General features: G+C 68.7%; 16 protein-coding genes and 1 pseudogene. 9 read left to right on the top strand and 8 right to left on the bottom strand.

Going from position 1 to position 24,589, the window contains the following annotated elements:
* Positions 1 to 3: 3 nt before the first annotated feature.
* The 5 genes and pseudogenes from ACIBTS_RS23270 to ACIBTS_RS23290 form a co-directional block, all read right to left on the bottom strand.
* Positions 4 to 1,281, bottom strand: coding sequence for an ice-binding family protein (locus ACIBTS_RS23270; RefSeq protein ID WP_399321795.1), 1,278 nt, complete (start codon positions 1,279 to 1,281; stop codon positions 4 to 6).
* Positions 1,282 to 2,330: 1,049 nt separating this feature from the next.
* Positions 2,331 to 2,480: pseudogene (locus ACIBTS_RS23275) on the bottom strand (DUF6000 family protein); the annotation flags it as partial.
* Between the two features lie 11 nt (positions 2,481 to 2,491).
* Positions 2,492 to 4,546, bottom strand: coding sequence for a family 43 glycosylhydrolase (locus tag ACIBTS_RS23280; RefSeq protein ID WP_399321797.1), 2,055 nt, complete (start codon positions 4,544 to 4,546; stop codon positions 2,492 to 2,494).
* Positions 4,547 to 4,986: 440 nt separating this feature from the next.
* A complete protein-coding gene (locus ACIBTS_RS23285; protein WP_399321798.1) occupies positions 4,987 to 6,960 on the bottom strand; it encodes a glycoside hydrolase family 97 catalytic domain-containing protein in 1,974 nt (657 codons plus the stop codon).
* Between the two features lie 134 nt (positions 6,961 to 7,094).
* Positions 7,095 to 8,327, bottom strand: coding sequence for an ROK family protein (locus ACIBTS_RS23290; protein WP_399321800.1), 1,233 nt, complete (start codon positions 8,325 to 8,327; stop codon positions 7,095 to 7,097).
* Positions 8,328 to 8,597: 270 nt separating this feature from the next.
* Here ACIBTS_RS23290 and ACIBTS_RS23295 point away from each other — a divergent pair, with 270 nt between their 5' ends.
* The 6 genes from ACIBTS_RS23295 to ACIBTS_RS23320 all read left to right on the top strand — a co-directional run bounded on the left by ACIBTS_RS23295 (position 8,598) and on the right by ACIBTS_RS23320 (position 17,942).
* Complete coding sequence (locus ACIBTS_RS23295) at positions 8,598 to 9,869, top strand: ABC transporter substrate-binding protein (RefSeq protein WP_399321802.1); 1,272 nt, start codon at positions 8,598 to 8,600, stop codon at positions 9,867 to 9,869.
* Positions 9,870 to 9,884: 15 nt separating this feature from the next.
* Positions 9,885 to 10,853 carry a carbohydrate ABC transporter permease gene (locus ACIBTS_RS23300; RefSeq protein ID WP_399321804.1) on the top strand — a complete coding sequence of 323 codons (969 nt, stop codon included), beginning with the start codon at positions 9,885 to 9,887 and terminating at the stop codon, positions 10,851 to 10,853.
* A complete protein-coding gene (locus tag ACIBTS_RS23305; RefSeq protein ID WP_399321806.1) occupies positions 10,853 to 11,725 on the top strand; it encodes a carbohydrate ABC transporter permease in 873 nt (290 codons plus the stop codon). The genes ACIBTS_RS23300 and ACIBTS_RS23305 overlap by 1 nt, the downstream gene beginning before the upstream one ends.
* 64 nt (positions 11,726 to 11,789) lie before the next feature.
* Positions 11,790 to 13,325 carry an alpha-N-arabinofuranosidase gene (locus tag ACIBTS_RS23310; RefSeq protein WP_399321808.1) on the top strand — a complete coding sequence of 512 codons (1,536 nt, stop codon included), beginning with the start codon at positions 11,790 to 11,792 and terminating at the stop codon, positions 13,323 to 13,325.
* Positions 13,326 to 13,397: 72 nt separating this feature from the next.
* Positions 13,398 to 14,882 (top strand): RICIN domain-containing protein, encoded by a 1,485-nt coding sequence (locus tag ACIBTS_RS23315; protein WP_399321809.1) that lies wholly within the window; start codon positions 13,398 to 13,400, stop codon positions 14,880 to 14,882.
* Positions 14,883 to 15,056: 174 nt separating this feature from the next.
* Positions 15,057 to 17,942 (top strand): glycosyl hydrolase family 95 catalytic domain-containing protein, encoded by a 2,886-nt coding sequence (locus tag ACIBTS_RS23320; protein ID WP_399321810.1) that lies wholly within the window; start codon positions 15,057 to 15,059, stop codon positions 17,940 to 17,942.
* A gap of 340 nt (positions 17,943 to 18,282) precedes the next feature.
* Here ACIBTS_RS23320 and ACIBTS_RS23325 read toward each other — a convergent pair whose 3' ends face one another.
* Positions 18,283 to 18,651 (bottom strand): 2Fe-2S iron-sulfur cluster-binding protein, encoded by a 369-nt coding sequence (locus ACIBTS_RS23325; protein ID WP_399321812.1) that lies wholly within the window; start codon positions 18,649 to 18,651, stop codon positions 18,283 to 18,285.
* A 384-nt stretch (positions 18,652 to 19,035) separates the two neighbouring features.
* Between ACIBTS_RS23325 and ACIBTS_RS23330 the strand changes: the two genes are divergently transcribed.
* Entirely contained in the window at positions 19,036 to 20,730 is a 1,695-nt protein-coding gene (locus ACIBTS_RS23330) for an RICIN domain-containing protein (protein ID WP_399321814.1), read from the top strand.
* 288 nt (positions 20,731 to 21,018) lie between these two features.
* Positions 21,019 to 21,126 (top strand): LuxR C-terminal-related transcriptional regulator, encoded by a 108-nt coding sequence (locus ACIBTS_RS23335; protein WP_399321996.1) that lies wholly within the window; start codon positions 21,019 to 21,021, stop codon positions 21,124 to 21,126.
* 19 nt (positions 21,127 to 21,145) lie between these two features.
* On the opposite strand, the gene ACIBTS_RS23340 is transcribed toward ACIBTS_RS23335, so the two are convergent.
* Positions 21,146 to 21,859, bottom strand: coding sequence for a TetR/AcrR family transcriptional regulator (locus ACIBTS_RS23340; protein ID WP_399321816.1), 714 nt, complete (start codon positions 21,857 to 21,859; stop codon positions 21,146 to 21,148).
* A 51-nt stretch (positions 21,860 to 21,910) separates the two neighbouring features.
* Positions 21,911 to 23,527 (bottom strand): gamma-glutamyltransferase family protein, encoded by a 1,617-nt coding sequence (locus tag ACIBTS_RS23345; protein ID WP_399321817.1) that lies wholly within the window; start codon positions 23,525 to 23,527, stop codon positions 21,911 to 21,913.
* 182 nt (positions 23,528 to 23,709) lie between these two features.
* On the opposite strand from ACIBTS_RS23345, the gene ACIBTS_RS23350 reads away from it, so the two are divergent.
* Positions 23,710 to 24,579 carry an ABC transporter substrate-binding protein gene (locus ACIBTS_RS23350; RefSeq protein WP_399321818.1) on the top strand — a complete coding sequence of 290 codons (870 nt, stop codon included), beginning with the start codon at positions 23,710 to 23,712 and terminating at the stop codon, positions 24,577 to 24,579.
* The last annotated feature ends 10 nt before the right edge of the window (positions 24,580 to 24,589 follow it).

The raw sequence follows: 24,589 nt of genomic DNA on the forward strand, positions 1-24,589 counted from the left end.
TGCCTAGTTCTCGTAGCCCTTGGGCACCTCGTCGTAGCCGTAGTTCTCGTCGGGCTTGCCGTGGTCGGGCTTGCCGTGGTGGACGTGCTGCCCGTGGTCGGGCTTGCCGTGGTGGACGTGCTGCCCGTGGTCGGGCTTGCCGTGGTGGACGTGCTGCCCGTGGTCGGGCTTGCCACCGTGGTCCGGCCGGCCCGGCGCGTGGTCGTGCCCGCCGCCGTTACCGCCGGAGGTGTTCCCGGCCGTGTTGCCCACGGTGCTCCCGGAAGTGGAGTTCCCGGCGGTGTTGCCGGCCGTGTTCCCGGCGGTATTGCCCTCGGTGTTCCCGGACGTGGTGCCGGCGACGTTGCCCGAGGTTGCGCCGGGCGAGAGGATGGGGCCGCCCAGGAGGCCGCCGCTGGTCAGGCCGCCGCTGACGAGGCCGCCGCTGACGAGCCCCCCACTGGTGGTGCCGGTCGTCGTGCCGGTGGTGGTGGTGCCGGTCCCGCAAGTCGGCCGGGTGATCGTGTTGGTGATCATCGACACGATCCCGGACTCGGCCACAGCGCCGGCCAGCACCCGACCCTCGACCACCGCCCTGTTCTCCATGGTGATCGAGGTGTGGGCCATGAAGGTGCCCACGGAGAAGGAGTCGCTGCCGAAGCTGGCGGAACTTCCGATCTGCCAGAAGACATTGCATGCGTTGGCGCCGCCGGTGAATTCCATTCGGCTGCCGGATGCCAGCGTCAGTCCGGAGGGGACCTGGAACACCCAGACGGCGTCGGGGCCGCCGTTTAGCGTGAGAACACCCGAGTTCTTGACCACACCAGGGACGAACTTGTACAAGCCCGGGCCCAACCCCGTCGGGCCACCTGCGCCACTGAGCTCCGAGTTGAGGGTGCCATCGACGGGGCCCCGGGCCGCGGCGACGGTGTACGCATTCTGCAGTGCGGCATGGGCAGCGTTGGCCGGCCCGTCTGTCACGTGAACGGTCCCGTTGATCACATTGGCACACGGCGGAGATGCAGGAATCCCCGGCGGTGGGGGGTTACAGAACCCGGTAATCGATGTCCCTGGCGACACCCCAACGTCTCCGCTGATCAGGGAAGAACCGGTATTGGTGACCGCCTCGCCGCCCAACACCGCGAAGCTGTCGGCAGCACCAAGAGGAACGGGTGTTGTAATGGCACTTGCATGTGTCGGCACCATTACCACTGCGGCAGCAGCGATCAGCATCGTGACGATCGACGCGATCCAGGCGGGAATTGCGCGCCGTTGATACGCACCGGAGATGTTCTGCGTCATCGAGGGGACTACTCCTCTAGGGAGGTACGGTGAATATTTCTTGCTGTCCTTGTCGAGCTTCCGCGAGCTGGAACCTCTCCCACCTGAAGAACGCCGCAGATTTTCAACTTCTTGTCGGCGGCGCTCGAGAAAGAGGTTTTCTCCAGATTAACTGGCGAGGACCCATGGAGAGCGTTATTGCGCGTTGCATTCGGGTGACTTCGACGGACACAGTCACACCTTAATCGGAATATCACATGAAGCCGAGGATGCGACACCGCGCAATCCATACAATCGGAAGCCTCAGGTCGTAATCGCTTCGCCCGGACGTTTAGGGACCGCGTCCCAGATGACGCGATTCAAGCGCACCAGATATGGCGGGGAGCAGCGGGGAGCCATGCTGAAAGCAGCCAAGCCGGCCGAGCCCACAGCAGGGCTTTTCGCCCAGGTCAGCGCCCGAACCTACCCGCCAGACCCCACATGAGTGTCTAACTGTGTGACAACGCCAACGAGCAACGGCGGACGCCCGCGCACACCCACGGACCATCCCAGCAGCTCAGAGCCACACCACCCGTCCGGCAGTTCAGCAACTCCTGCCGACTCACGGCGCACTCACTTCCCGACACGACGGACGTAAGCGGCCGCGGCACCGATCGCGGGCCCGACCCGATCGCACCCGACTGCGGGGCTTGCGGGAGCGGCGGGTCCAGGATGACGCCCTGGCTGGTCTCGGGGATCAGGCCGTAGATCAGGACGCATGAGGCGTCGATGAATGCCAGAACGCTCACCGGCAGCGTGGCTGACTGTCGTCGGCTGAGGTTCGGAGGGGGCGTGTCGAAGGTCCCGGCCGTCAGCCGATCAGGCCGAAGCTGGGCCGTCCCTGGGCCGTCCGAGGTTGCTCAACAGCGGCCAATGACGACCAACGACGACGGCCAGGCGCACGAGCCCACCGCCCCTGAGCTGGAAGCAGCAGATCACCAAGATCCCGGGCAAGACCCAGGGCAAGAAGAAGTAGGCCGATGCCCTCAACCGTCAGTAGCGGTCACACCGAGCCTACGTGTCGAACAGCAGTCGAGGTAGGCGACCAAGGGGTCGATGTCGGCAGAGGTGCCGAAGGTGGCCAGGGCGACGCAGTATGCCTGCCCGGCGTAGGGCCCTTCACTGGCGAGCAGGAGTTCGCCGAGACCTTCCCGGAACTCTGTCCTGCCAGCAATGGCAACCGTACAGGTCCCTAGCCGGTGACGCGGTGGAAGGTCCATCGCTGGTTGGAGCTGCCGACGTCGCGGTACTGGATCAGAGCGGCGCCGTCGGCCGTGCTGCCCCCGCTGACGTCGAGCACCTTGCCGCTGTTGCGGTTGACCAGGACGAACTCGCCCCCGGTCTGCGGGCGCAGCTGCCACTGCTGGCTCGTCCGGCCGTCGGCGGTCATCTGCACGACCCGCGCGCCGTCCGCCAACGAAGACCCTGCCACGTCGAGGACTTTGCCGCTGCCGACGCACGTGATGGTGTGGTAGCCGTCCGCTGTGGACTGGAAGGCCCACTGCTGGTTCGGTTTGCCGGTGTCGGTCCACTGGATCACGGCGGCGCCGTCCGCGTTCGAGGCGCCGGAGACGTCGGCGACCTTGCCGCTGCGCACACTAACGCACTTGTATGCCCTGCGGGGTGCGACGGTGTACTGCACGGAGTCCACGTCGACGTAGCCGGTGCCGTTGGGGTTGTAGGTGTAGAGGCCGACCCGGTCACCGCGGTAACCGCCCCACGTGAGCTGGTAGGTGCCACCGAACGAGGTGAACGAGCTCCCGTCGAGGCTGTAGGAGAACTGGCTGACGCCGTTGACGTCCCATGAGGTGCGCAGCCACACGGCGTTCTGCGTGATCACCGGACCGTTGGTCACGGTGCCGCCGACGTTGTTCGCGATCGTGGTGGTGGTCCCGGACCGGCGGACACCCAACCCTGCGTAGGTCGCCGCGTAGTGGCACAGTCCTGCGTGCTGGCCGTCGGCGAGGCCGGCCAGTTCGAGGCGGACGGTCACCGTCGCGCCGCCCGCCGTGCGCAGCACGCGTTGGGTGAGGGTGTTCCCGGTCTTGGTCAGGTTGTCGGCCGCCAGCGGTGCGAACGCCTTCAGCCGCAGGTAGCCGGGGCGTTCGGTCAGCGACCAGTGGTCCGCGCGCGGCTGGTAGTACCACTCCCACTGCGGCTTGAGGCGGGTGTCGGTGAACAGGTCGCTGGTCACCACGGCGGGCAGCGCGTCGACCGGCGCACCGGGCGTGCCGCCGGCGGGCACCTGGCCCGTCCACACCATGTTGCCGATGCCGTCTGCGCCCACCGCGCCGATGATCGGCCAGCCGTCCACCCAGGTCACCGGCAGCAGGGACAGCACGCGCCCCTCCCAGTAGCCGCCGGTGCCGTGGTGGGTCACGAAGTACCAATCGCCGTTCGGAGCCTGCACCAGCCCGCCCTGGTTGGGCTCGCGGTCCACCGAGGCCTTGACGTGCTGCAGTTGCCGGGTCTCGAACGGGCCGTACAGGCTGGAACCGCGGTTCATCTTGAGCACCCGGCCCTCTGACTTCACCTCGCTGTACAGGTGGTAGTAGAGGCCGTTGATCTTGTACAGCTTGCTGGCCTCGCTGCCAGGCGACTGATGGATGACCGTGGACGGGCCGACCAGCGACTTCCCGTCCGCAGACAGCTTGAACAAGTGGATCTTGTAGCTGTCCGAGTAGTGCGTGGTGACCAGGTAGCCCTGGCCGTCGTCGTCCCAGAACGGGCACGGGTCGTCCCAGCCGGTGGTCCGCCACACCGCCGTCAGCGGATCCCACGGCCCGGCCGGCGACAGGGCCGACGTCATGAAGAAGCCCTCGTCGGGCGTGTTGAAGTACACCCAGTACCGCCCCGCGTGATAGCGGATCGCCCCGGCCCACACGCCACGGCCGAAGCGGTTCATCCGGTCCCAGTTCAGCTCCGGTCCGATCTGGGTGAGATCACCGACCGCGCCGCCGAGGGTCCGCCAGTTGACCAGGTCCTTCGAGTGCAGGACGGCCACGCCGGGCGAGTACCCGAACGTGCTGGTGATGCCGTAGTAGTCGGAGCCGACCCGGATGCAGTCCCAGTCGCTGAAGTCGCCCGGGAGGATCGGGTTGACGTAGGTGCCGTCGCCCTGGTCGCCCCACGTCCCAGCCGGGGGTGTGGCTGCCGCCGCCCTACTGGGTGGCAGCAGGCCCGGCAGCAGGAACGCTCCGGTGCCGACCGCGGCGAGCCGGCCGAGCTGTCGTCTGGTGATGTCCACGATTCCGTCCTTGGCGAGGAGGGGAGGTGACCCTGGTCCGGCGGAGAGCCTGCCAAACGAGAGCTGTAACTGGGGTAGTTGGGGTTAGTGACGTGCCGCCGATAGGCGGCCGTCTCATCGCGAGCACCGCGGTACGGACGAGGACGGCTCGGCACAGGCGTCTTGTTCGGGGGGCGAAACGCTGAAGGGGCATACGGGTTCCTTCCGGAGGCACGACAACGGAACACGGAAGATCGGTCTCCCGCAGCCGCCTCCGGGTGCCGCGGGGCCGGGCCTGACCAGCCCGGCCCCTGCAGCGGTACTCCCGTCGTGGCCACCGTGTGAGACGGGGCCCGGGCGCGGGCGGGGCTCGTCGTACGTCAACGGCTCCTCCGGCGACTCCACAACCCACGGCGCCTGGAAGTACATCACCATCACCGACTGAACCCGCGTCCGTCGCATCAGCTCGGCTTGAGGATGATCGCCTGGCCGCCCGCGGGAGCCATCGCCACGTCCAGCGTGGTGGCCGAGGTGACCGTCCGGGTGCTGACCACGACCGGTGTCTGGTAGGGGCTGGTGCCCGGGGTGCCGTCGGCGTAGACGGTCGCCGTGTATGTTCCGCCGCCCAGGAACGTCAGCGGGAGCGACAGGGTCCGGGACGTCTCGTTGGTCATCGCCCCGAGGTACCAGGTGTCGCCGTGGCGGCGGGCGACGGCGATGTACTGGCCGATCGATCCGGCGAGGGTGTGGCTCTCGTCCCAGGTGGTGGGGATGGCGTCGAACCACGGCAGTCCGGGCCAGTTGGCGGTGTTGGAGAACTTCGACGGAGAGTCGTACCAGTAGATGAAGTTGAGCGGCTGGTAGTAGACCGCCGCCATCGCCATCTGGTGGGCGTTGGTCGTCTGGTCGCGGGACTGGCCGTAGCAGATCGTGTAGTCCATCGGCCCGCCGACGTTGCGGGCGAAGGGCAGCGTGACGTTGTGGCTCGCGGTCGGGAAGTGCTCGTTGCCGCGGACGCCCTCCATGCTGATCCAGTTCGGGTAGGTGCGTTCGTAGCCGAACGGGCGGACGTCGTCGTGCGAGTCGACCAGCAGGTTGTACTTGGCCGCCGTCTTCACCCAGGCGGTGATCTGGTTCGTCATCGCCTGGGTGCCGTCGTTGATGAAGCCGAGCTTGACGCCCGCGACACCCCAGCTCTTGTAGAGGCTGAACAAGCTGTCGACGTTGGCCATCGCCATGGGGTTGATGTAGAGCAGCAGGCCGATGCCCTTGTCGGCGGCGTAGGAGAGGACCCTGGGCAGGTCGATCTCGGGGATGGACCTGGTGGCATCGGTGGTGCCGCGCTCGGGGCCGTACCATCCGGAGTCGTACTCGATGTACTGCAGGCCGCGGGCGACGGCGAAGTCGACGCCGGCCAGACCGGCGTCGGTCGTCAGCTGGCAGCGGAAGACCTTGCCCGGCTTGATCCAGGACGTGTCGGCCAGGGCGTTCGCCGGGGCCAGGTTGAGCACCAGCTCGGCGTTGTCGACCAGTTCGGCGTGGGTGGAGCCGGTGACCACCGCGCGCCAGGGGGTGGCGAACGGGGTGGTCACCGTGGAGGTCGTCTGCACCGGCCCGCTCCCGCGCGCGGTGTGCTCCATCAGATAGGTGGCCAGTGTGTTCGGCTGCCCGGACACCGAGCTCAGCATCAGGCGGGGGAAGTTGACCCGGGACGACTCGCAGATGCAGGCGATCAGCCCGCCGCTCGCGTACGTGGCGGTCAGCGGCAGGTCGGTCAGCGGGCCGGTGTCGGTGCCGGAGGTCCCGGTGGACGGGATCGAGCCCGGAGCGACCGGGTTGTACGCGTCCTCGTCCCGGGCGCTGTGGACGAGCGTGCTGTCGGGGAAGACGAACGTCGTCAGCTCGTCGGCGATGGTGGCGGTGCCCTTGTCGAGCAGCACGTACCGGAACGCGACGCCCGTCGGGTAGGCGCGGATCTGGATGCTGAAATTGATCAGCGAGGCGGTGTCCTGGAGGTTCCAGCGCATCTCCTGGTACCGGTCGCGGACGGTCGCGTTGCGGCCGTACACCGGAGTCCAGGTGTTGTCGACGGTCCAGTGCTGGTAGTTGGTGATCACCGTGCCTGCGGCGCCGAGCACCGTCCCGTCGCTCAGCTTGAGGCCGAGAGTCGAAGTGCCGGCCAGTGTCGCGCCTTTTCGCTTCGCCGACCAGCTGAGCGCGCCCGAAGTCAGCGACATCGTGATGGTGTTGCTGCCGTCGGGGGCCGTCGCGGTGACCGAGGTGTCGGCCGCCGCGGCCGTCCCGGCGGCGCCGGCACCCAGCGCCGCGGCTCCCACGGTGACGGCGGCGCCCTTGAGGAGCCCACGCCGCGAGAGCCCTCCCGGGGCGCCGGCCGACGGCTGTTCAGGTATGGCGTGGCTCGCTGAATCTGCCATGACTCGTACACCTCTCCGTTGCATGCATGTCGATTTGGGCACGGACGAACAAGGTTCAACGTTTCTGATCGCAGGCGCAGTTGGGCCCGCCCGGGAGTTCCGTCCTCGAGCTGGAGCCGCTCACAGCAGGAAAGTCAGGACAGGAATCCCTCCAGGACGAGGGTCGCCGCGCCGAGGCTGACCGGGTTGCGGTCGATGGGGCAGAGACTGATCTCGGTGCCTTCCCAGGGCTCGGCGAGTGCGTAGCGGGCGGCGGTCTCGCGTACATGCGGCAGGACGGCGCTTCCCAGACTGTCGGCGACCCAGCCGGTGAGCACGATGATCTGCGGGTTGCACAGGTTGATCAGGTTGGCGATGGCGATGCCGAGGTAGCGGCCGGTCGTGGCGATCACCTGCTGTGCGGCGGGGTCGCCGGCCGCGTGGGCGGTGGCCAGGGCGTTGATGGTCGCCGTCTGGTCGTCGGGGTGCAGGAGCGGGCTGTCCGGGTCGGTCTCCGCGAGGTGCTGCATGATGCCGGGTGCGCCCACGTAGGTCTCCACGCATCCGACGCATCCGCGGCGGCACTTGCGGCCGTCGATGACCAGGTTGGTGTGGCCCCATTCGCCTGCCGTGTTCGTGGCCCCGCGGTAGAGCGCCCCCTGGACGGCCAGGCCCGCGCCGACGCCGGTTCCCAGGGTGAGGACGGCGACGTCCTCGTGGCCGCGGGCGGCACCGAACCAGAGTTCGGCGACGGTGCTCGCACGCAACGGGTTGTCGAGGATGACCGGCACATCAGGGACCCGCTCGGTGAGCAGGGCCAGCAGTGGCACGTCGTTCCAGTTCCAGTTCGGGGCGAAGACGGAGGCCGTTCCGTCCGGCCTCACCTGGCCGGGAATGCTTACGCCGACCCCGAGAATCCTGCCGCGCTCCACCTGCGCTTGTGCGATCGCGTCGTCGATGCCGCGGACGATTCGGTCCACGACGTAGTCCGGCGAGTTGGAGTGCGGGTGCAGTTCGCACTCGGCTCTGGCCAGAACCCGCAGAGCGGGGTCGAAGACCTCGGCGTGGACGTAGGTCTCGGCGATGTCGACGCCGATGATCCGGGGGCCCTCGGGGTTGGGGGCGAGAAGGTTCCGCGGGCGTCCGCCGCCCGAGGCCTGCTGTCCGATCTCGGCCAGAAGCCCGAACTCGTGCAACTCGTTGACGATGTCGGAGGCGGTGGCCACCGACAGACCCGTGGCCGCCGCGATGTCGCGCCTGACGACGGGCGCCGAGGCGATGAGATGCCGCATCACCGCGAAACGGTTGGTCCGGCGAATGTCCTGGTACGTCCGCTTCAACGACGTCGTCCTGTGCTCGGTGGGGCTGGGGCGCCTGATCGTATCCACGGGGTGCGCGCCGTTGGAACTGCCGTGCACAGACTTTTTCTGGCTTGTTGACGAAGGGGTGTAGCGCACATAACCTGCGTCTCGCTCCGCTCGCTGCAACCCCGTCAGCGGCAGGAATTCCCCCCTCCGATTGCACGCCCCCCCACCCTGCGGGCTTCGCGTCGCGCTCTCACCGGCCGCACTCCGCGGCCGTCCACAGCGTCATCACCCGCCATCGCGGCCCGTCCCCAAGGCCCGGTCCCACACCCGTACTTCACAGCAGAGGTGGCCATGTCCCCTGAACAGAACCCCAGCAGATCGTTCGGCCGCAGATCCTTCCTGCGCGCCTCCGGCACCGTGGCGGCGGCGGGATTCCTCGCCGCGTGCGGTGGGAACACCGGTCGCGGCGGCGGCTCCGGCGGCAAGGCGGCGATCAGCCAGTGGTACCACCAGTACGGCGAGGCGGGCACCCAGCAGGCGGCGCTGCGGTACGCGAAGGCGTACAGCAAGGCCGACGTGTCGGTGCAGTGGATCCCCGGTGACTACGCCTCCAAGCTCTCCAGCGGCCTGGTCTCCAGCAGTGGCCCCGACGTCTTCGAGTTCCACCCCGACGTCCAGATGGCCAAGTCCGGGCAGATCGTGCCCCTCGACGACATCATCGCGGACGTGAAGTCCGACTTCACGGACAAGGACCTGGCCGCCAACTCGGTTGACGGCAAGGTCTACGGCATCCGCATGATCGACGACCCGCAGTTCCTGTACTACCGCAAGAGCCTGCTGGAGAAGGCCGGCGTCCAGCCCCCGACCACCTTCGACGAGCTGATCGAGGTCTCCCGCAAGCTCGACAAGGGCGGGGTCAAAGGCCTGTACCTCGGCCTGAAGGGCGGCAGCGACATCCTGGCCAGTCCACTGGTCTGGGCCACCGGCAGTGAACTGCTGACCGCCGACCACAAGGTCGCCTTCGACACCCCGGCGACCGTCGAGGGCCTGAAGAAGATGCGCGAGCTCTACACCAGCAAGACGCTGCTGCTCGGCGCCCCCACCGACTGGTGGGACCCGTCGGCGTTCATCCAGGGCCTGACGGCGATGCAGTGGTGCGGCTTGTGGGCGATGCCCGGCATCCAGAAGGCACTGGGCGACGACTTCGGCATCATCCCCCTGCCCGGCATCGGCAGCGCCGGCCGCCCGGTGGTCTACAACGGCGGCTGGTCCACCTACGTGAGCGCCAAGGCCAAGGACGTCGACGCGGCCAAGGCGTTCGTGAAGTGGCTGTGGATCGAGCAGACGAAGCTCCAGGAGGACTGGTGCACGTCCTACGGCTTCCACATCCCCCCGCGCAAGAGCCTGGCGGCGAAGGCCACCAAGCTGCAGAGCGGCACCGCCGCCCAGGCGGTGAAGCTCTTCGGGACCAACGGGCACTACGACGACCCGTACTGGACCCAGGGCATGATGACGATCTCCCAGGACATGGTGAACAACGCCGTGGTCAGCGGGAAGAACCCCGAGTCCGAGGTGGCCAAGGCCCGCACCCGGGTCGAGGCCGAACTCAAGAAGATCGCCTGAGGGGCCCGGACAGGCATGACAACCACCACCACCGGTGGCGCCCGTCCGGGCGCCACCGCGCCACCCGGCCCCGCGACGAAGGCGAGACGTGACAGGCACGGGGTGCGAGGCAGCACCCGCACCTTCTGGCTCTTCGCGGGTCCCTTCCTGGCCGGTCTCCTGCTGTTCGTCTACGTGCCGGTCGGCTGGAGCTTCTACCTGAGCCTCTTCCAGGCCCAGAACACGGTCACCCCGACGAAGTTCGTCGGCCTGGGCAACTACGCGGACATCCTCACCGAAGGGCCGTTCACCGACAGCCTGTGGACCTTCACGCTCTTCGCGGTGATCGTCGTCCCGCTCACCTACGGCCTGGCTCTGGCGCTCGCGCTGCTCGTCCACCGCATCCGCGTCGCCCGTGCCTTCTTCCGTTCGGTGTTCTTCATACCCACCGCGTGTTCCTACGTAGTGGCCTCGATGGTGTGGAAGCTGTCGATCTTCAACGGGGTGCGCTTCGGTCTCGCCAATACCGTCCTGGGCTGGTTCGGGATCGAACCCATCGCCTGGATCGGCACCGTCTCCCCGCCCTGGTACTGGCTGGTGCTGGTCACCGTACGGCTCTGGCTCCAGCTGGGCTTCTACATGATCCTCTTCCTGGCCGCCCTCCAGCAGATCCCCAAGGAACTGTACGAAGCGGCCTGGACGGACGGCGCCCGGCCCGGCTGGCAGACCTTCCGGCACATCACCCTGCCGCAGCTGCGCACCACATCGGTCGCCGTGGTGCTCCTCCTGCTGATCGCGGCCTACCAGGCGTTCGACGAGTTCTACAACCTGCTGCCCAACACCCCCTACGCACGGCCGCCGTTGGTCTACCTCTACTACACGGCCCTCGGGCAGGGGCAGGACTTCGGCCACGGCAGCGCCGGAGCGCTGGTGCTGTCGGCACTCATCACGATGGTGACGCTGCTGCAGGGCAGGATCTTCGGCTTCGGAAAGGCGGACAGCTGATGGCCACCTCCTCCACCACCCAGGTCCACGGCCGTCCACGCGCAGTGAGCGGACGTGCCGGCAGCGTCGCCCTCTACACCGTCGCCGTCGTCGCGGCGCTGCTGTTCCTGGTCCCGTTCTATTTGCTGATCCGCAACAGCCTGGCCACCGACGCCGACCTCACCGGGGTGAACTGGAAGTTCTTCCCGACCACACTGCACTGGGAGAACATCTCCGAGCTGTTCAACGACCCTGCGGTTCCCATGGCGCACAGCATGTGGAACTCCCTCGTCGTCGGGGTGCTCGGCACCGCCGGGCAGCTGCTGGTCTGCTCCCTGGCCGGCTACGCGCTCGCCCGCGTCCCGTACCGGCACGCCAACAAGATCTTCTATGCGGTGCTGGCCACCCTCATGATCCCCAGCGCGGTCACCTTCGTGCCCAGCTTCGTCCTCGTGTCGTCACTGGGCTGGGTCTCCAGCCTGCAAGGGCTGATCGTGCCCGGCCTGTTCAGCGGTTTCACCGCCTTCCTCTTCCGGCAGTACTTCCTCGGCTTTCCCAAGGAACTGGAGGAGGCCGCCCGGATCGACGGTCTCGGCAGCTGGGGCACGTACTGGCGGATCGTCGTCCCCAACTCCACCGGCTTCTTCTCGGCGATCGCGGTGATCACCTTCATCACCAACTGGAACGCCTTCCTGTGGCCGCTGGTCATCGGCCAGGACCAGTCCAGCTGGACGGTGCAGGTGGCCCTGTCGACCTTCACCACCGCGCAGACCGTCAACATCCACGAGCTGTTCCTCGCCGCCACCGTGTCCATCCTGCCGCTGGTGCTCGTCTTCCTCTTCCTGCAGCGATACCTGGTCGAAGGCGTCGCCCACACCGGCATCAAGGGCTGACCGCAGAGCAGCCGGCGACCGTACAGAACGCCACCCTTCGCACCGATCCATTCCGGAGTGACTCATGCCCAACCCCGCCAGCCATCCGCCGCTCGCAGGGGCCATACATCTGGACCCCGGCTTCACCATCGGCGAGGTGAATCCGCGGCTGTTCGGATCGTTCGTCGAGCACCTCGGCCGCTGCGTCTACACCGGCGTCTTCGAACCGGACCACCCGAGCGCCGACGAGGACGGACTGCGCACCGACGTCCTGGACCTGATCCGTGAACTGGGCGTCACCATGGTCCGCTACCCGGGGGGCAACTTCGTCTCCGGCTACCGCTGGGAAGACGGAGTCGGCCCGGCGGAGCAGCGGCCCCGCCGGCTCGACGGCGCCTGGCGGACCGTCGAGACGAACCGGTTCGGGCTGAACGAGTTCATGCGCTTCGCGGCCAAGGCCGACCTCGAGCCGATGCAGGCCGTCAACCTCGGCACCCGCGGCCTGCAGGAGGCACTCGACCTCCTGGAGTACACCAACCACCCCGGCGGCACGGCCTTCTCCGAGCTGCGCCGCTCGCACGGCGTGGACAAGCCGCACGGCATCCGGCTGTGGTGCCTGGGCAACGAGATGGACGGCCCCTGGCAGCTCGGTCACAAGAGTGCCGACGAGTACGGCCGCCTCGCCGCCGTCACCGCCAAGGCCATGCGCGACGTCGACCCCGGTCTGGAGCTGGTCGCCTGCGGAAGCTCCAACCGCTCCATGCCGACCTTCGGCGCCTGGGAGGCGACGGTCCTGGAGCACACGTACGACCTCGTCGACTTCATCTCCTGCCACGCCTACTACGAGGAGAGCGACGGCGACGTCGACAGCTTCCTCGCCTCGGCCGCCGACATGGAGGCCTTCATCGACGGGGTGGTCGCCACCGCCGACCACATCGGGGCCAAGCGCCGCTCCGGCAAGCGGATCGACCTCTCCTTCGACGAGTGGAACGTCTGGTACCAGAGCCGGCCGGTCAACAACACCGACACCCCGGACTGGAGCGTGGCCCCGCGCCAGCTGGAGGACGTCTACACGGTCACCGACGCCGTCGTGGTCGGCAGCCTGCTGATCACCCTGCTGCGCCACTGCGACCGCGTCACCGCGGCCTGCCTCGCCCAGCTGGTGAACGTCATCGCCCCCATCATGACCGAGCCCGGCGGCCCCGCCTGGCGGCAGACCATCTTCCACCCCTTCGCCGACGCGGCCCGCCACGGCCGCGGCCAGGTGCTCCGGCTCGCCCTGGACAGCCCCGTCCACGACACCGCCCGCTACGGCGAGGTGCCCCTGCTGCACGCGACCGCCGTCCAGCAGGAGGACGGAACGCTCACCGTCTTCGCCGTCAACCGGGACACCACGAGGCCGCTCGAACTCACCGCCGACCTGCGGGCGTTCAACCCGGTGGCCGGGCAGGTGACGCACACCGCCCTGGCCGACCCCGACCGCCACGCGGCCAACACGCTCCAGCACCAGGACCGCGTGACGCCGAAGCCGGTGACCGGCACCGTCACGGACGGCGGACGGCTGAGCGCCCTGCTGCCACCGATGTCCTGGAACACCATCACCATCCCGCTCGCCCCCTGAGCGGCCCCAGGATCCCACCGCTCGACCTGCACCCCCCGCACCATCCCCGGACCTCAACGGAGAGGCGAGACCATGCCCGACATCACATCGCACCGCACACCGCCACCGCGCGCCCGATGGCGGACCACCCTCGCCACACTCCTGACCCTGCTCGGCGGCCTCGCCGCCCTGCTTGTACCCGCCACGCAGGCACAAGCGGCCTCGGTGACGTTCACGACGGGTGCCGACCGGACCGACCAGAACGGCAACACACTGCAGTTGCACGGCCTGGGCATCATCAAGGTGGGCAGCACCTGGTACGGCTTCGGCGAGGACAAGACCGGCAGGACCTCGGCGGACACGTCGTTCCAGGACATCCCTTGCTACACCTCGACCGACCTGGCGAACTGGACCTACCGGGGTCAGGCCCTGAGCCGGCAGGCCAGCGGTGACCTGGGCCCCAGCCGCATCGTGGAGCGGCCGAAGGTCATCTACAACAAGTCGACCAGCACGTACGTGATGTACATGCACATCGACAGCACCAACTACGCCGAGGCCAGAGTCGGCGTGGCCACCAGCAGCACCCCGTGCGGCCCCTACACCTACCGGGGAAGCTTCCGGCCGATGGGCAACCTCAGCCGTGACATCGGCCTGTTCCAGGACACCGACGGTACCGGCTATCTGCTGAGCGAGGACCGCAACAACGGCCTGCGCATCTACAAGCTGTCCGCCGACTACCTCTCCGTGGACAGCGCGGTGGCGGTGCTCGGCAGCGGTGGCAGCGTCGAGTCGCCCGCCATGGTGAAGATCGGCGGAATGTACTACGTCTTCGGCTCCCACCTGACCGGCTGGAGCCTGAACGACAACATCTACGCCACCGCCACGTCACTGAGCGGCCCGTGGTCGGCGTTCCGGAACTTCGCCGCCCCCGGCACCCGCACCTACGGCAGCCAGACGGCGAACATCATCACCGTCCAGGGCACCGCGGGCACCACGTACATCTACGCCGGTGACCGCTGGGACACCTCCAATCTGGGCGCGTCGAAGCTGATCTGGCTGCCGCTGACCATCCGGGGCACGACGGTGAACCTCGGCCAGTACCCGACCTGGTCCCTCGACGTGGACGCGGGCACCTGGACGGCAGGCAGCGGGATCCCGTCGGAGGGGGTCCACACCCTGAAGAACGTCAGCAGCTCCATGCTGATGGACGTGTCGAGCGGGTCCACGGCAAACGGCGCCAAGATCATCCAGTGGCCGTCCGCCGGCGGTACCAACCAGCAGTGGACCCTCACCCGGGTGGCGGACAACATCTACACGCTCAAGAGCGTCAAGAGCGGCCTGTGCCTGGACGTCCCGAACCAGTCGACCACCGCCGGCGTTCAGTTGCACCAGTGGACCTGCAACGGCGGGACGAACCAGCAGTGGGCCCTCGACCTGACCGGCAGCAACTACATGCTTGTGGGCATCGGCAGCGGCCTGAACATCGGCGTCGCGGGCTCGACCACCCAGGGAGCGGCGGTGGACCAGGAGCTCGGCGGCAGCGCGAGCGCCAACAGCGAGACCTGGACCTTCTCCTGACCGCGTGCCCCGGCGACCCCGACACCGAGCGGGCCGCCGGGGCACGTCCCATACGGGGGATCACCTCACGGGCCGGTGCGGACCGGGACGCTGTCCGCTCGTCCGCCAATGACTCCCCCCTACATCCCAACTCCCGCATTCCGCACAGCCCTCAGCAGACAAGGAGTTTACGTAATGGACCACTCCATGGATCGCAGGCGCTTCCTGACCGCTGCCGCACTGACCGCCGGAGCGGCCGCCCTCCCCGGCGGTTTCCTCTCGGGGAAGGCCGCGGCCGCCGTCCCGCCGCAGATCACCGTCCCCGACCGCGGCATCTACGACACCTCCCCCGCCTCCTCCTGGACCGACGGCTTCCTCACCGGCAACGGCGAGTACGGAGCCATCCTCCACGGGGCGGCCACACTGGAGAAGGTGGTCTTCAACTACCACCGACTGGTGCTGCCGAACGGCACCCGCACCGTGAAGCCACCCGTGATCTCCGGCCGCTTGGAGGGCGTACGCGACAAGGCACTTGCCGGGGACTACTCCGGCGCCAACAGCGACTTCGCCTCCGGGTGGTCACTGCGCTGGACGCAGACCTACCACCCCGCGTACGAACTGCGCATCGCCACCCCGGGCATGACCACGGTCAACGACTACGGCCGGGTCAACGACTTCCGCACCGGCGAGGTCAGCTCCAGCTGGACCGACCAGTACGGCACCTGGACCCGCAGGGCCTTCGTCTCCCGCGCCGACAACGTGATCGTCCACGAGCTGATCCCCGCGCCCGGCCGCACGGTCGACACCACCCTGAGCGTCAACACCGCGCTCGACGGGGTGCCGAGCAGCGTCGCTTTCACCACGCGCGCCACCACGAGCAACGGATCCGGCTACCTGAACCTGCGCGGTACCTACCCGTCCGGGCAGGGCGCCTTCGGCTACGAGGGAGTCACCCGGGTCGTGGCCATGGGATCGGGGGCCTCCGTCAGCGTCAGCGGCTCCACCATCGTGGTGGCGAGGGCGACCAGGGTGATCCTGCTGACCAAGCTGGACCGCTACGAATCCTCCACGGCCTGGAACTCTGAGCCACTGCACGCCCAGTTGGCCGCGCTCGGCACCGACTACACGACGCTGCGCTCCGCGCACACCGCCATCCACACCGAGCTCTACGACCGCTCCCGCCTCGACCTGAACGTCTCCGACGCAGACCGCAAGCTCTCCGTCAGCGAGCTGATAGCCCGCCAGAACGCGAACCGGAGCGTCATCGACCTCGCCCTGCTGGAGCGCCTCTACGACTCCGGCCGCTACCTCTTCATCAGCTCCAGCGGCATCCTGCCACCCCGGCTCACCGGCATCTGGACGGGTTCCTGGAACGGCGCCTGGGCCGACGACTTCACCACCGACGCCAACGTCAACCTCCAGGTCGCGGGCGGCAGCATCCTCGACACCACCGACGTCATGCAGGGCTACTTCAGCCTGATCCTCGACCAGCTCGACGACTGGCGCACCAACGCCACCAACCTCTACGGCGCCCGCGGCTTCCTGGCCCCGTCCCGCACCGACGGCGAGTACGGCCACATGCTCCACTTCAACAACGGCTCGTTCCCGGGCCACTGCTGGACCGGCGGCGCCGACTGGCTGCTCTATCCGATGCTGGAGTACTACGAGGTCACCGGCGACCAGGCCTTCCTGCGCGACAAACTCGGCCCCGCCCTGATGGAACTGGCCCTGTTCTACGAGGACTTCCTCACCCGCACCGACTCGGGCGGCAAGGCGGTCTTCGTGCCGTCCTTCTCCATGGAGAACTCGCCCGGCAACACCGGCGTGTGCCTGTCGATCAACGCCACCGGCGACATCATGGCCGGCAAGCACGCCCTGCAGGCCGCCATCGACGCAGCCAACACCCTCGGCGTCGAACAGGGCAGCGGCCAGGGAGTCGCCCGCTGGACCGCCCTGCTGCACAAGATCCCCGACTACCGCGTCAACGGCGACGGCGCGCTCGCCGAATGGTCCTGGCCCACCCTGACCGACCGCTACAACCACCGGCACATCCAGCACCTGTACGGCGCCTGGCCGCTGCACGAGATCAACCCCGAGGAGGAGCCCTCGCTCGTCCGCCCGGCGCTCAAGGCCCTCGAGAAGCGCGGCGACCAGAACATCTCCGCCCACGGCAGCCTCCACCGCGCCCTGGCCGGCGCCCGGCTGAAGGACGGCGGCAAGGTCTACGACAACCTGAAGAAGATCATCGGCAACAACATGGTCTTCAGGTCGCTGATGACCTCCCACAACCCGAACCTCGACATCTACAACGCCGACGCCGCCCACGCCCTCCCCGGCGTACTCGCCGAGTCCCTGATCTACTCCCGCCCCGGCGTCCTGGAGATCCTGCCGGCCCTGCCCGACCAACTGGCCAAGGGCTCCATCACCGGCGTACGGGCACGCGGCCGCATCCGTGTCCACACCTTCAGCTGGGACTTGTCCGCCCGCACCGCCACCCTGTCCGTCACCTCCGCCGTCAACCAGGACGTCACCCTCATCAGCCGCCGCGGCATGACATCGGTGACCACGTCGGCGACCGTGGCCTCCTCTCCCCTGGGCACCCACGCGCGCAAGGTCACGCTGGCCGCCGGGCAGCGCACGGACATCACCGTCTCCCTGCTCAGCGGCTGGTTCCGGCTGGTCAACCGGCGCAGCGGCAAGGCCCTGGACGTCTCCGGCGCCAGCACTGCCGACGGCGGGAAGATCATTCAGTACACCTCGTCGGGCGCCGTCAACCAGCAGTGGCGGTTCCTGCCCAACGCCGACGGCTCCTTCCGCCTCGCCGCCCGCCACAGCGGCAAGGTCCTCGACAGCCCCGGCGGCTCCGCCCAGGGCAGCCAGCTCGTCCAGTGGCAGGACACGGGCGGCGACAACCAGCGGTGGAAGCTCGTCGACGCGGGCGGCGCCTACTACCGGCTCGTCAACGTCGACAACGGCTGGTGCGCGGACGTCGCAGACGGCTCCACGGCCGACAACGCCCGCGTCATCCAGTGGCCCGCCGGTACCGGCACCAACCAGCAGTGGCAGCTCGACGCCCTGTGACGGAACGGTGCGGTGCGGAATTCCCCGGCCGCACCGAGGCCCATCGCACGCCCTCGGTCCGGGCGCGGAGGGCGTCCTCGGCCGAGGGCGAGCACCGCAACCTCGCAGTGGCGACGACCCTCCGGACCAGCCCGAGAGACGATGGGGTCCGCAGGGCGCAAGCGTCGCGTGCGCGTATGGCACGGCTGCTGGTGGCGTCCGTGCCCACAGCGAGCCCGTAAGAACGGGCAGACACGGTCGACAGCGGCGCGGTCCGGGGCGGGGGTTCGGTGTGACCTACGTACGCAAAGCCGCAGTTCACGCCGAGAGCGGGGTGGCGCTCTTGCCGGCATGCCGTCGCTCAGACGTCGAGGACGATCCGGGAGCCGCGCACGCGAGAGACGCATGGGTAGATGACGTCGTGACGGTCGCGTTCGTCGGGCCGCAGCACGTGGTCGCGGTGGTCCGGGACGCCGCCGAGCACACGGGTCTCGCAGCTGCCGCACACCCCGTTCTCGCAGGAGAAGTCCAGGCTCGGATCGATGTCCTGCAGCGCCGACAGCAGGCTTTGGTCGGCCGGCACCCGCACCACCCGGCCCGACCTCCGCAGTTCGGCCTCGAACGGTGCGCTGAGGGCCGCACCGGCGCGAGTGCCCGCCGTGAACCGCTCCACATGGAGCCTGCCCTGCGGGCAGGCGGTGGGCATCAGTGCCTCGACCGCGTCGAGCATCGCCTCCGGGCCGCAGCAGTAGACCGCGGTCCCGGGGGGCGCCGCGCGCAGGATCGCCTCCAGGTCGGGCCGCCGCTTGCAATGGCGCCCTTCCGGCCGGCGCTCGCTTGCAGGACCAAAATTATGTGGCTCTTCGCGGCAACCTTTTCGGCCTCTGGGACCACTCAGTGTTGTCCGGCCAAGTGGTCCGGTCAGATGCAACGGCTGAGAGAGAGCACAGGCGTGTCCCTGGAACGAGAGCACAGACATGTCCCCGGCCCACCCACGTCATCGGTGGCGTCCGGCGTCGGCGGCCACCGTGCCGACGGCGGCGCGCGCGGTGGCCGCCCGAAGCATCGTGGCCGTCGGTTGCTCGCGCGACGGGGTCTCTGGGGGGGTCTCGCCATGGTGGTCGTTGCCGGCTCGGCTGTCGTGGTCAGCCAGGCTTCGGCGCAGCAAAAAACCCTGGATCTGAAGAAATGGTACGTGCTGGTCAACCGCAACAGCGGCAAGGTGCTGGACGACCGCGCCTTCGCCAAGAACGACGGTGCGGCGGTGGTGCAGTGGCCGCGCCACGGCGGGGCCAACCAGCAGTGGCAGTTCATCGACGCGGGTGACGGGTACTACCGGCTGAAGAACCGGAACTCCGGCAAGGTGCTGGACGACCTCGGCTGGTCGAAGACCGCCGGCTCCGCCATCGTGCAGTGGAAAGACCTGAACAGCACCAACCAGCAGTTCAAACTGGCCAAGTCGTCGAACGGCTACGTGCGATTGGTCAATCGCTTCAGTGGCATGGCTGTCGGTGTCCGCAACGCCGCCAAGGCCAACGGGGGCGGCGTCGTCCAGAACCGCGACCGGGGCGGCGCCGATCAGCAGTGGCAACTCGTCCCGGCCGGGAGTGTCGGCAGCTCCGGTACACCCACCGCGCCGGGCGGCGGCGTTCCCGCAAGCCCGACTCCGAGCGACACGCGACCGTCGTCTTCGTCTTCGCCTTCGTCGCCCGCGGCCGGTGGCGGCAGCTCGACGAAACGCTTCATGGGCAGTGGCACGGTGCTCATCGGCGGCTCGATGTCCGACGCCTCGGCGGCCGCCGCGCCGTTCGACGTGCGGTACGCCTATGTGCACAGCCAGCCCGCGCCCTCGTCGGACTACTACACGGCCTCGCGCTGCCACGACGACTGGTCGGGCTGGTGGGGCTGCTGGAACGGCAGCACCACGGCGCCCGGCACGTACGTGACCTGGCGGGACAGCGTGGCGGCCCAGGCGACGTACAAGGGCAGCCCGCGCCCGCAGAAGATGCTCTGGACCTGGTACTCGCTGCGCGACCTCGGGGATGCGGCAGGCCAGGGCGACGGTCCGGGCGAGGTCAAGGCCATCAACCGGCTTGACCTGCTCACCCGGTACCTGAACGACTACCGTTTCTTCCTCCAGAAGATCGGCAAGTCGCACGACGCGATCGACCTTGAGCCCGACTTCTGGGGCTACGTCCGGTCGCTCGGCAATCCGCACCAGGTTCCCGCACAGGTCTCGGGCGCGAATCCGACGGATTGCGGATCGCAGGAGAACAGCGCCGCCGGACTCGCCCAGTGCCTGATCTCGATGGCGCACAAGTACGCGCCGAACACCGCCGTGGGGATGCACCTTTCCTGCTTCGACTGGGAGACCAACACACAGGCTTGCGTCAAGGACTACGCGAGCCTCGGGGCGCAGAACGCCGACTTCCTGGCCACCGACGTGTCGGACCGCGACGCAGGCTGGTACGCACAGCCGGCCCACGGCAGCCGTGACAGCTTCTGGACCGACCAGAAGGCCGCCGCCGCGCTGAAGTTCTACAAGACGATGGCCGAGTCCGTGGGCAAGCCGGTGGTCCTGTGGCAGATCCCCGTGGGCAACATGGCGCAGAACAACACCCTCAACCATTTCAAGGACGACAAGGTGGACTGGTTCTTCGGGCACATGGACCAGGTGGCGAACGCCCATGTCGCCGGCCTGTTCTTCGGTCCAGGGCAGCAGGAACAGACCACGGTCGAGTCCGACGGCGGAAACCTGATCCGCAAGGCGATCGCTTATCACAACTCGGGCGGTACAGCGCTCAAGTAGGCGAAGCCGACCAATGCGCCCCCATCTCTTCGATGGGGGCGCATTTCGTCGCCTTCGTCGGGCTGAGGACTTCTCCGGTCGGCACCGGCAGGGGTCGACGGTCATCGTCTGGTCGGGGTTGTCGCGCACCGCTCATGACCGTCGTGTACGACGAGCCGAAGTGGAGCGCGATGCCGCCATCGCCAAGTTGCGCGAGCTGAGGCGGCAGATGACCAGCGTTCACCCGGACTCCTTCCCCGCGGCGCATCCGCCCGCCCTCTGACCGACCGGGAGTGGGAGGTCCTGCTCCTGCTCGCCACCGGCGAACGGAACCAGTGGTTCGCCCGCCGCCTCGACATCACCGAGCGCACGGTGCGGGCGCACACCGTCGGCATCGTGCGCGTGTCCGCGCCGTAAGGACCCCGCGCGCCGCGGCTCAGGTGCGGCGGGCCTCGTGCTCCGACTTCGCCCGGACCGTGTCGATGACCGCTTGGACGGCCGTCACGAAGTTCTGGGGGTCGTCCAGGCCCACGAACCGTGGTGCGACCCGCGCGATGTTGGGGTACTTGTCGGGCGGCAGCGTGAGGTAGTCGGTCTTCCAGGCGTGCAGATCGGCGTCCCGGAGCTCCGGGGACAGCGTGGCCAGGCTCGCGTCCATGGCGCTGTAGGCCAGCACCAGGTCGGCGAAGACCCGGTAGTAGCGGGCGGCTTCGGTGTCGTCGAGACCGGCACGGCGCATGCAGTCCAGTTTGCGCTCCACGGACCGGAACTCGTTCTCCCGCCGGGCGGTGCGCGCGGCGGCCAGGGCCCCGACCCGGGGATGGCGGAGAAACGCCTCGTGGGTGTGGATCGCGATCTGCATGAGGTCGTGGGCCCAGTCGTCCGTGGGCGGTGGGGTGTTGGCCAGGGCCTCCTCGTGCAGGGCGTCGATGAGTGCAAGCAGAAGTTCGTCCTTGTTGCGGAAGTGCCGGTAGATCGCCGTCGGATGGGCGGACAGCTCACGGCCGAGGGCCAGGAACGTCAGCTTCTCCATACCGGAGGAGTCCGCGACCCGGAACGCCGCCTGGACGATCAGCTCCTGGCTCAGGGTGCCTCGCGGCAGCCGGCTTCGGCTCGCCCTCTTGGTCGTCCTGGCACTGCTGTCGGTCATGCTTCCTTCCCCACGTCGATCGCTCCCATGATCGCGCACCCGGTCATGGCGTCAGCCGGCCACCGCCGAACCGTCCGCGCGCGGATCGGTGGCCGCCGCCAGGTGCGGTCGGCCGTCCCCGGCAACTCGCCGGACCAACTGGCCGTGGCCCACCCCGTCGTCGTTCGCGCCGAGCGAGCGGACGGTGAAGCCCGCCCCCTCGATCGCGTGGACGCCGGCGGCAGGGACGTCCCGCTCGGTGCTGACGACGCCCGCGCCGGTCGTCACTCCCGCCTCCATGGCGCCAAGGACCCAGCGTGGCACCGACACGGCGTGTTCGGGAGAGGAGCCGGCGGCCAGGTGCAGGGCCATGTGGGTGTGCACCTGGGGTTGCGCGCGTCCACCCATGGCGCCGTGCGCGCCGACGAGTTCGCCCCCTTCGCGGACCAGGACCGGCATGAGCGTGTGCAGCGGCCGCTTCCCGCCGGCCAGATGGTTGGGCGAGGCGGGGTCGAGGGAGAACGAGGCGCCCCGGTTGTGCAGGACGATCCCGGTGCCGGGGTCGAGCAGCGCGGCGCCGAAGCTGTGGAAGACGCTCTGGATCAGGGAGACCCAGGTGCCGTCCGCGTCGGCCACCACCACCGCGACGGTGTCACCGGTCGCCTTGCGCTGTGCGAGCAGGTCGACCGCCGTGTCGGCCATGGCGTGCTCGGCGATGTGCCGCGCGTACGCGTCGGACAGCAGGTGGTCGACGGGGGCGCTGCTCCACTCCGGGTCGGCGCAGTGGCGGTCACGGTCACCGGCGGTCCAGGCGAGGACGGAGGCGACCACGCCGGCGTCGCGGCCCAGCGGGTCGAGCGGCCCGCGGACGGTGCGGGCCACGTCGAGCGCCTTGAGGCCCTGGAGGAAGTAGAGGCCCTGCGAGTTCGCACCGGCCGACAGGTACTCGACACCGTCGTACTCCGCGGCGAGCGCCGGCGAGAGCTCCACGGTGTGCGCGGCGAAATCCTCCTCCGTCATTGCGGATCCCCCTGCTGCGAGCAGCTTCACCAGGCTCGCGCCCACCTCTCCGCCGTACATCGCCGCGGGGCCTTCCGAGGCGATCAGGGCCAGGGAACGGGCGAGGTGGGGCTGGCGCAGCGTCTGTCCGGCCGCGAGGACCTCGCCGTCTGCGAAGAACACGCCGCGCATACCGGGATCCCGCGCCAGGTTGTCACTCTCCCGTACGAGATCGTGGGCCAGTCCGGGGGCCACGGGCACCCCTTCACGGGCGGCGGCCTCGGCGGGCGCGAGGGCGGAGGCGAGCGGACGGGCGCCCCAGTTCTCGGCCAGGGCGCTCCATCCGGCGACCGTGCCGGGAACCGTCACCGGCAGGGCGCCGAGGACCGGCATCATGTCGTGCGCCGCCGTCAGCGACGCCACGTCGACCGCGCGGGGGGACCGGCCGCTGGCGTTGACGAAGCGGACGTCGCCGTCCCGGGTACCCACCAGTGCCAGCAGATCGCCGCCGACAGAGCACTGGTTGGGATACACCACCGTCAGCATGGCGGCGGCGGCGAGCGCCGCGTCGACCGCGTTGCCGCCACTGCGCAGTACCTCGGCGGCCACGTCGCTCGCCGCGGCGTGGGGCGTCGCGACGGCCCATTCCCCGCCCCTCGCGGCGAGCGGACGTTCGGTGAGTGCGGACATCGTTCCCTTTCCGAGTGCGCCGACGGCCGCCTGCGGTGCGGCCTCTTTAACTGCCGTGTTACATCGGGCTTCTTGACAGTCCGAGAGCGACGGGCCTAGCTTCCCTGCCATAGTCAGCGTTATCGACTATGACACTGACTAAATCGCCGCGCAACAGCGCGAACTCTCAAAGGGGTTCGGAAATGGCCTGGTCGCTCTCCTTCTCCCGTCGATCGGTGTCCGTACTGAGCGGTGCCACCGCCGCAGCCATTGCCCTCACTGGATGTGCCGGCAGTTCCGGCGGCACCGACGCCGCCCCGAAGGCGGCGTCGGTCAAGGTGCCCGCGGGAGCGCTCGTGAAGGACGGTCAGATCACCTACTGTGCGGACATCAGCGCGCCGCCGCTGACGTACTACGACGTCGCGCAGAAGCCGGTGGGCGCCGAGATCGAACTCGGGGACGCGCTGGCCGCCGAGCTCGGGGTCCGGGCGAACTGGGCCAACACCAGCTTCAACGGGATCATCCCGGCGCTGCAGGCCAAGCAGTGCGACGCGATCATCACCCAGCTCTACATCAAGCCGGAGCGGGAGAAGGTCGTCGACTTCGTCCCGTACATGTACGCCTCCAACACCCTCGTCGTGGCCGCGAAGAACGCCGACGCCATCAAGAGCGCGGACGACCTGTGCGGCAAGAAGGCGGCCGGGCAGACGGGCACCACCATCGTCCAGTACCTCACCGACCAGTCCGAGAAGTGCACGGCGGCCGGGAAGCCGAAGATCGACATCCGGCAGTTCACCAAGGACAGCGACGCCCTCCAGCAACTGCGCATCGGACTGGTGGACGCCTACGGCACGACGCTGGAGACCGCCGCGTATGTGCTGAAGCAGCAGCCGGACATCTTCAAGCTCGTCGGCGAACCGTTCAACCGCATCAAGGTGGGCGCCGCGACCCGCAAGGACGACAAGGCCCTGCACGACGCGCTCACCCAGGCGCTGGCCGCGGTACGCAAGAACGGCGCGTACGACACGATCCTCAAGAAGTGGAACCTGACCGGCGACGACATCGCCAACTGATTCCCGGGCA

The sequence above is a fragment of the Streptomyces sp. NPDC050121 genome, from assembly GCF_044460385.1.
In the GTDB taxonomy this organism is placed as follows: Bacteria; Actinomycetota; Actinomycetes; order Streptomycetales; family Streptomycetaceae; genus Streptomyces; species Streptomyces soliscabiei.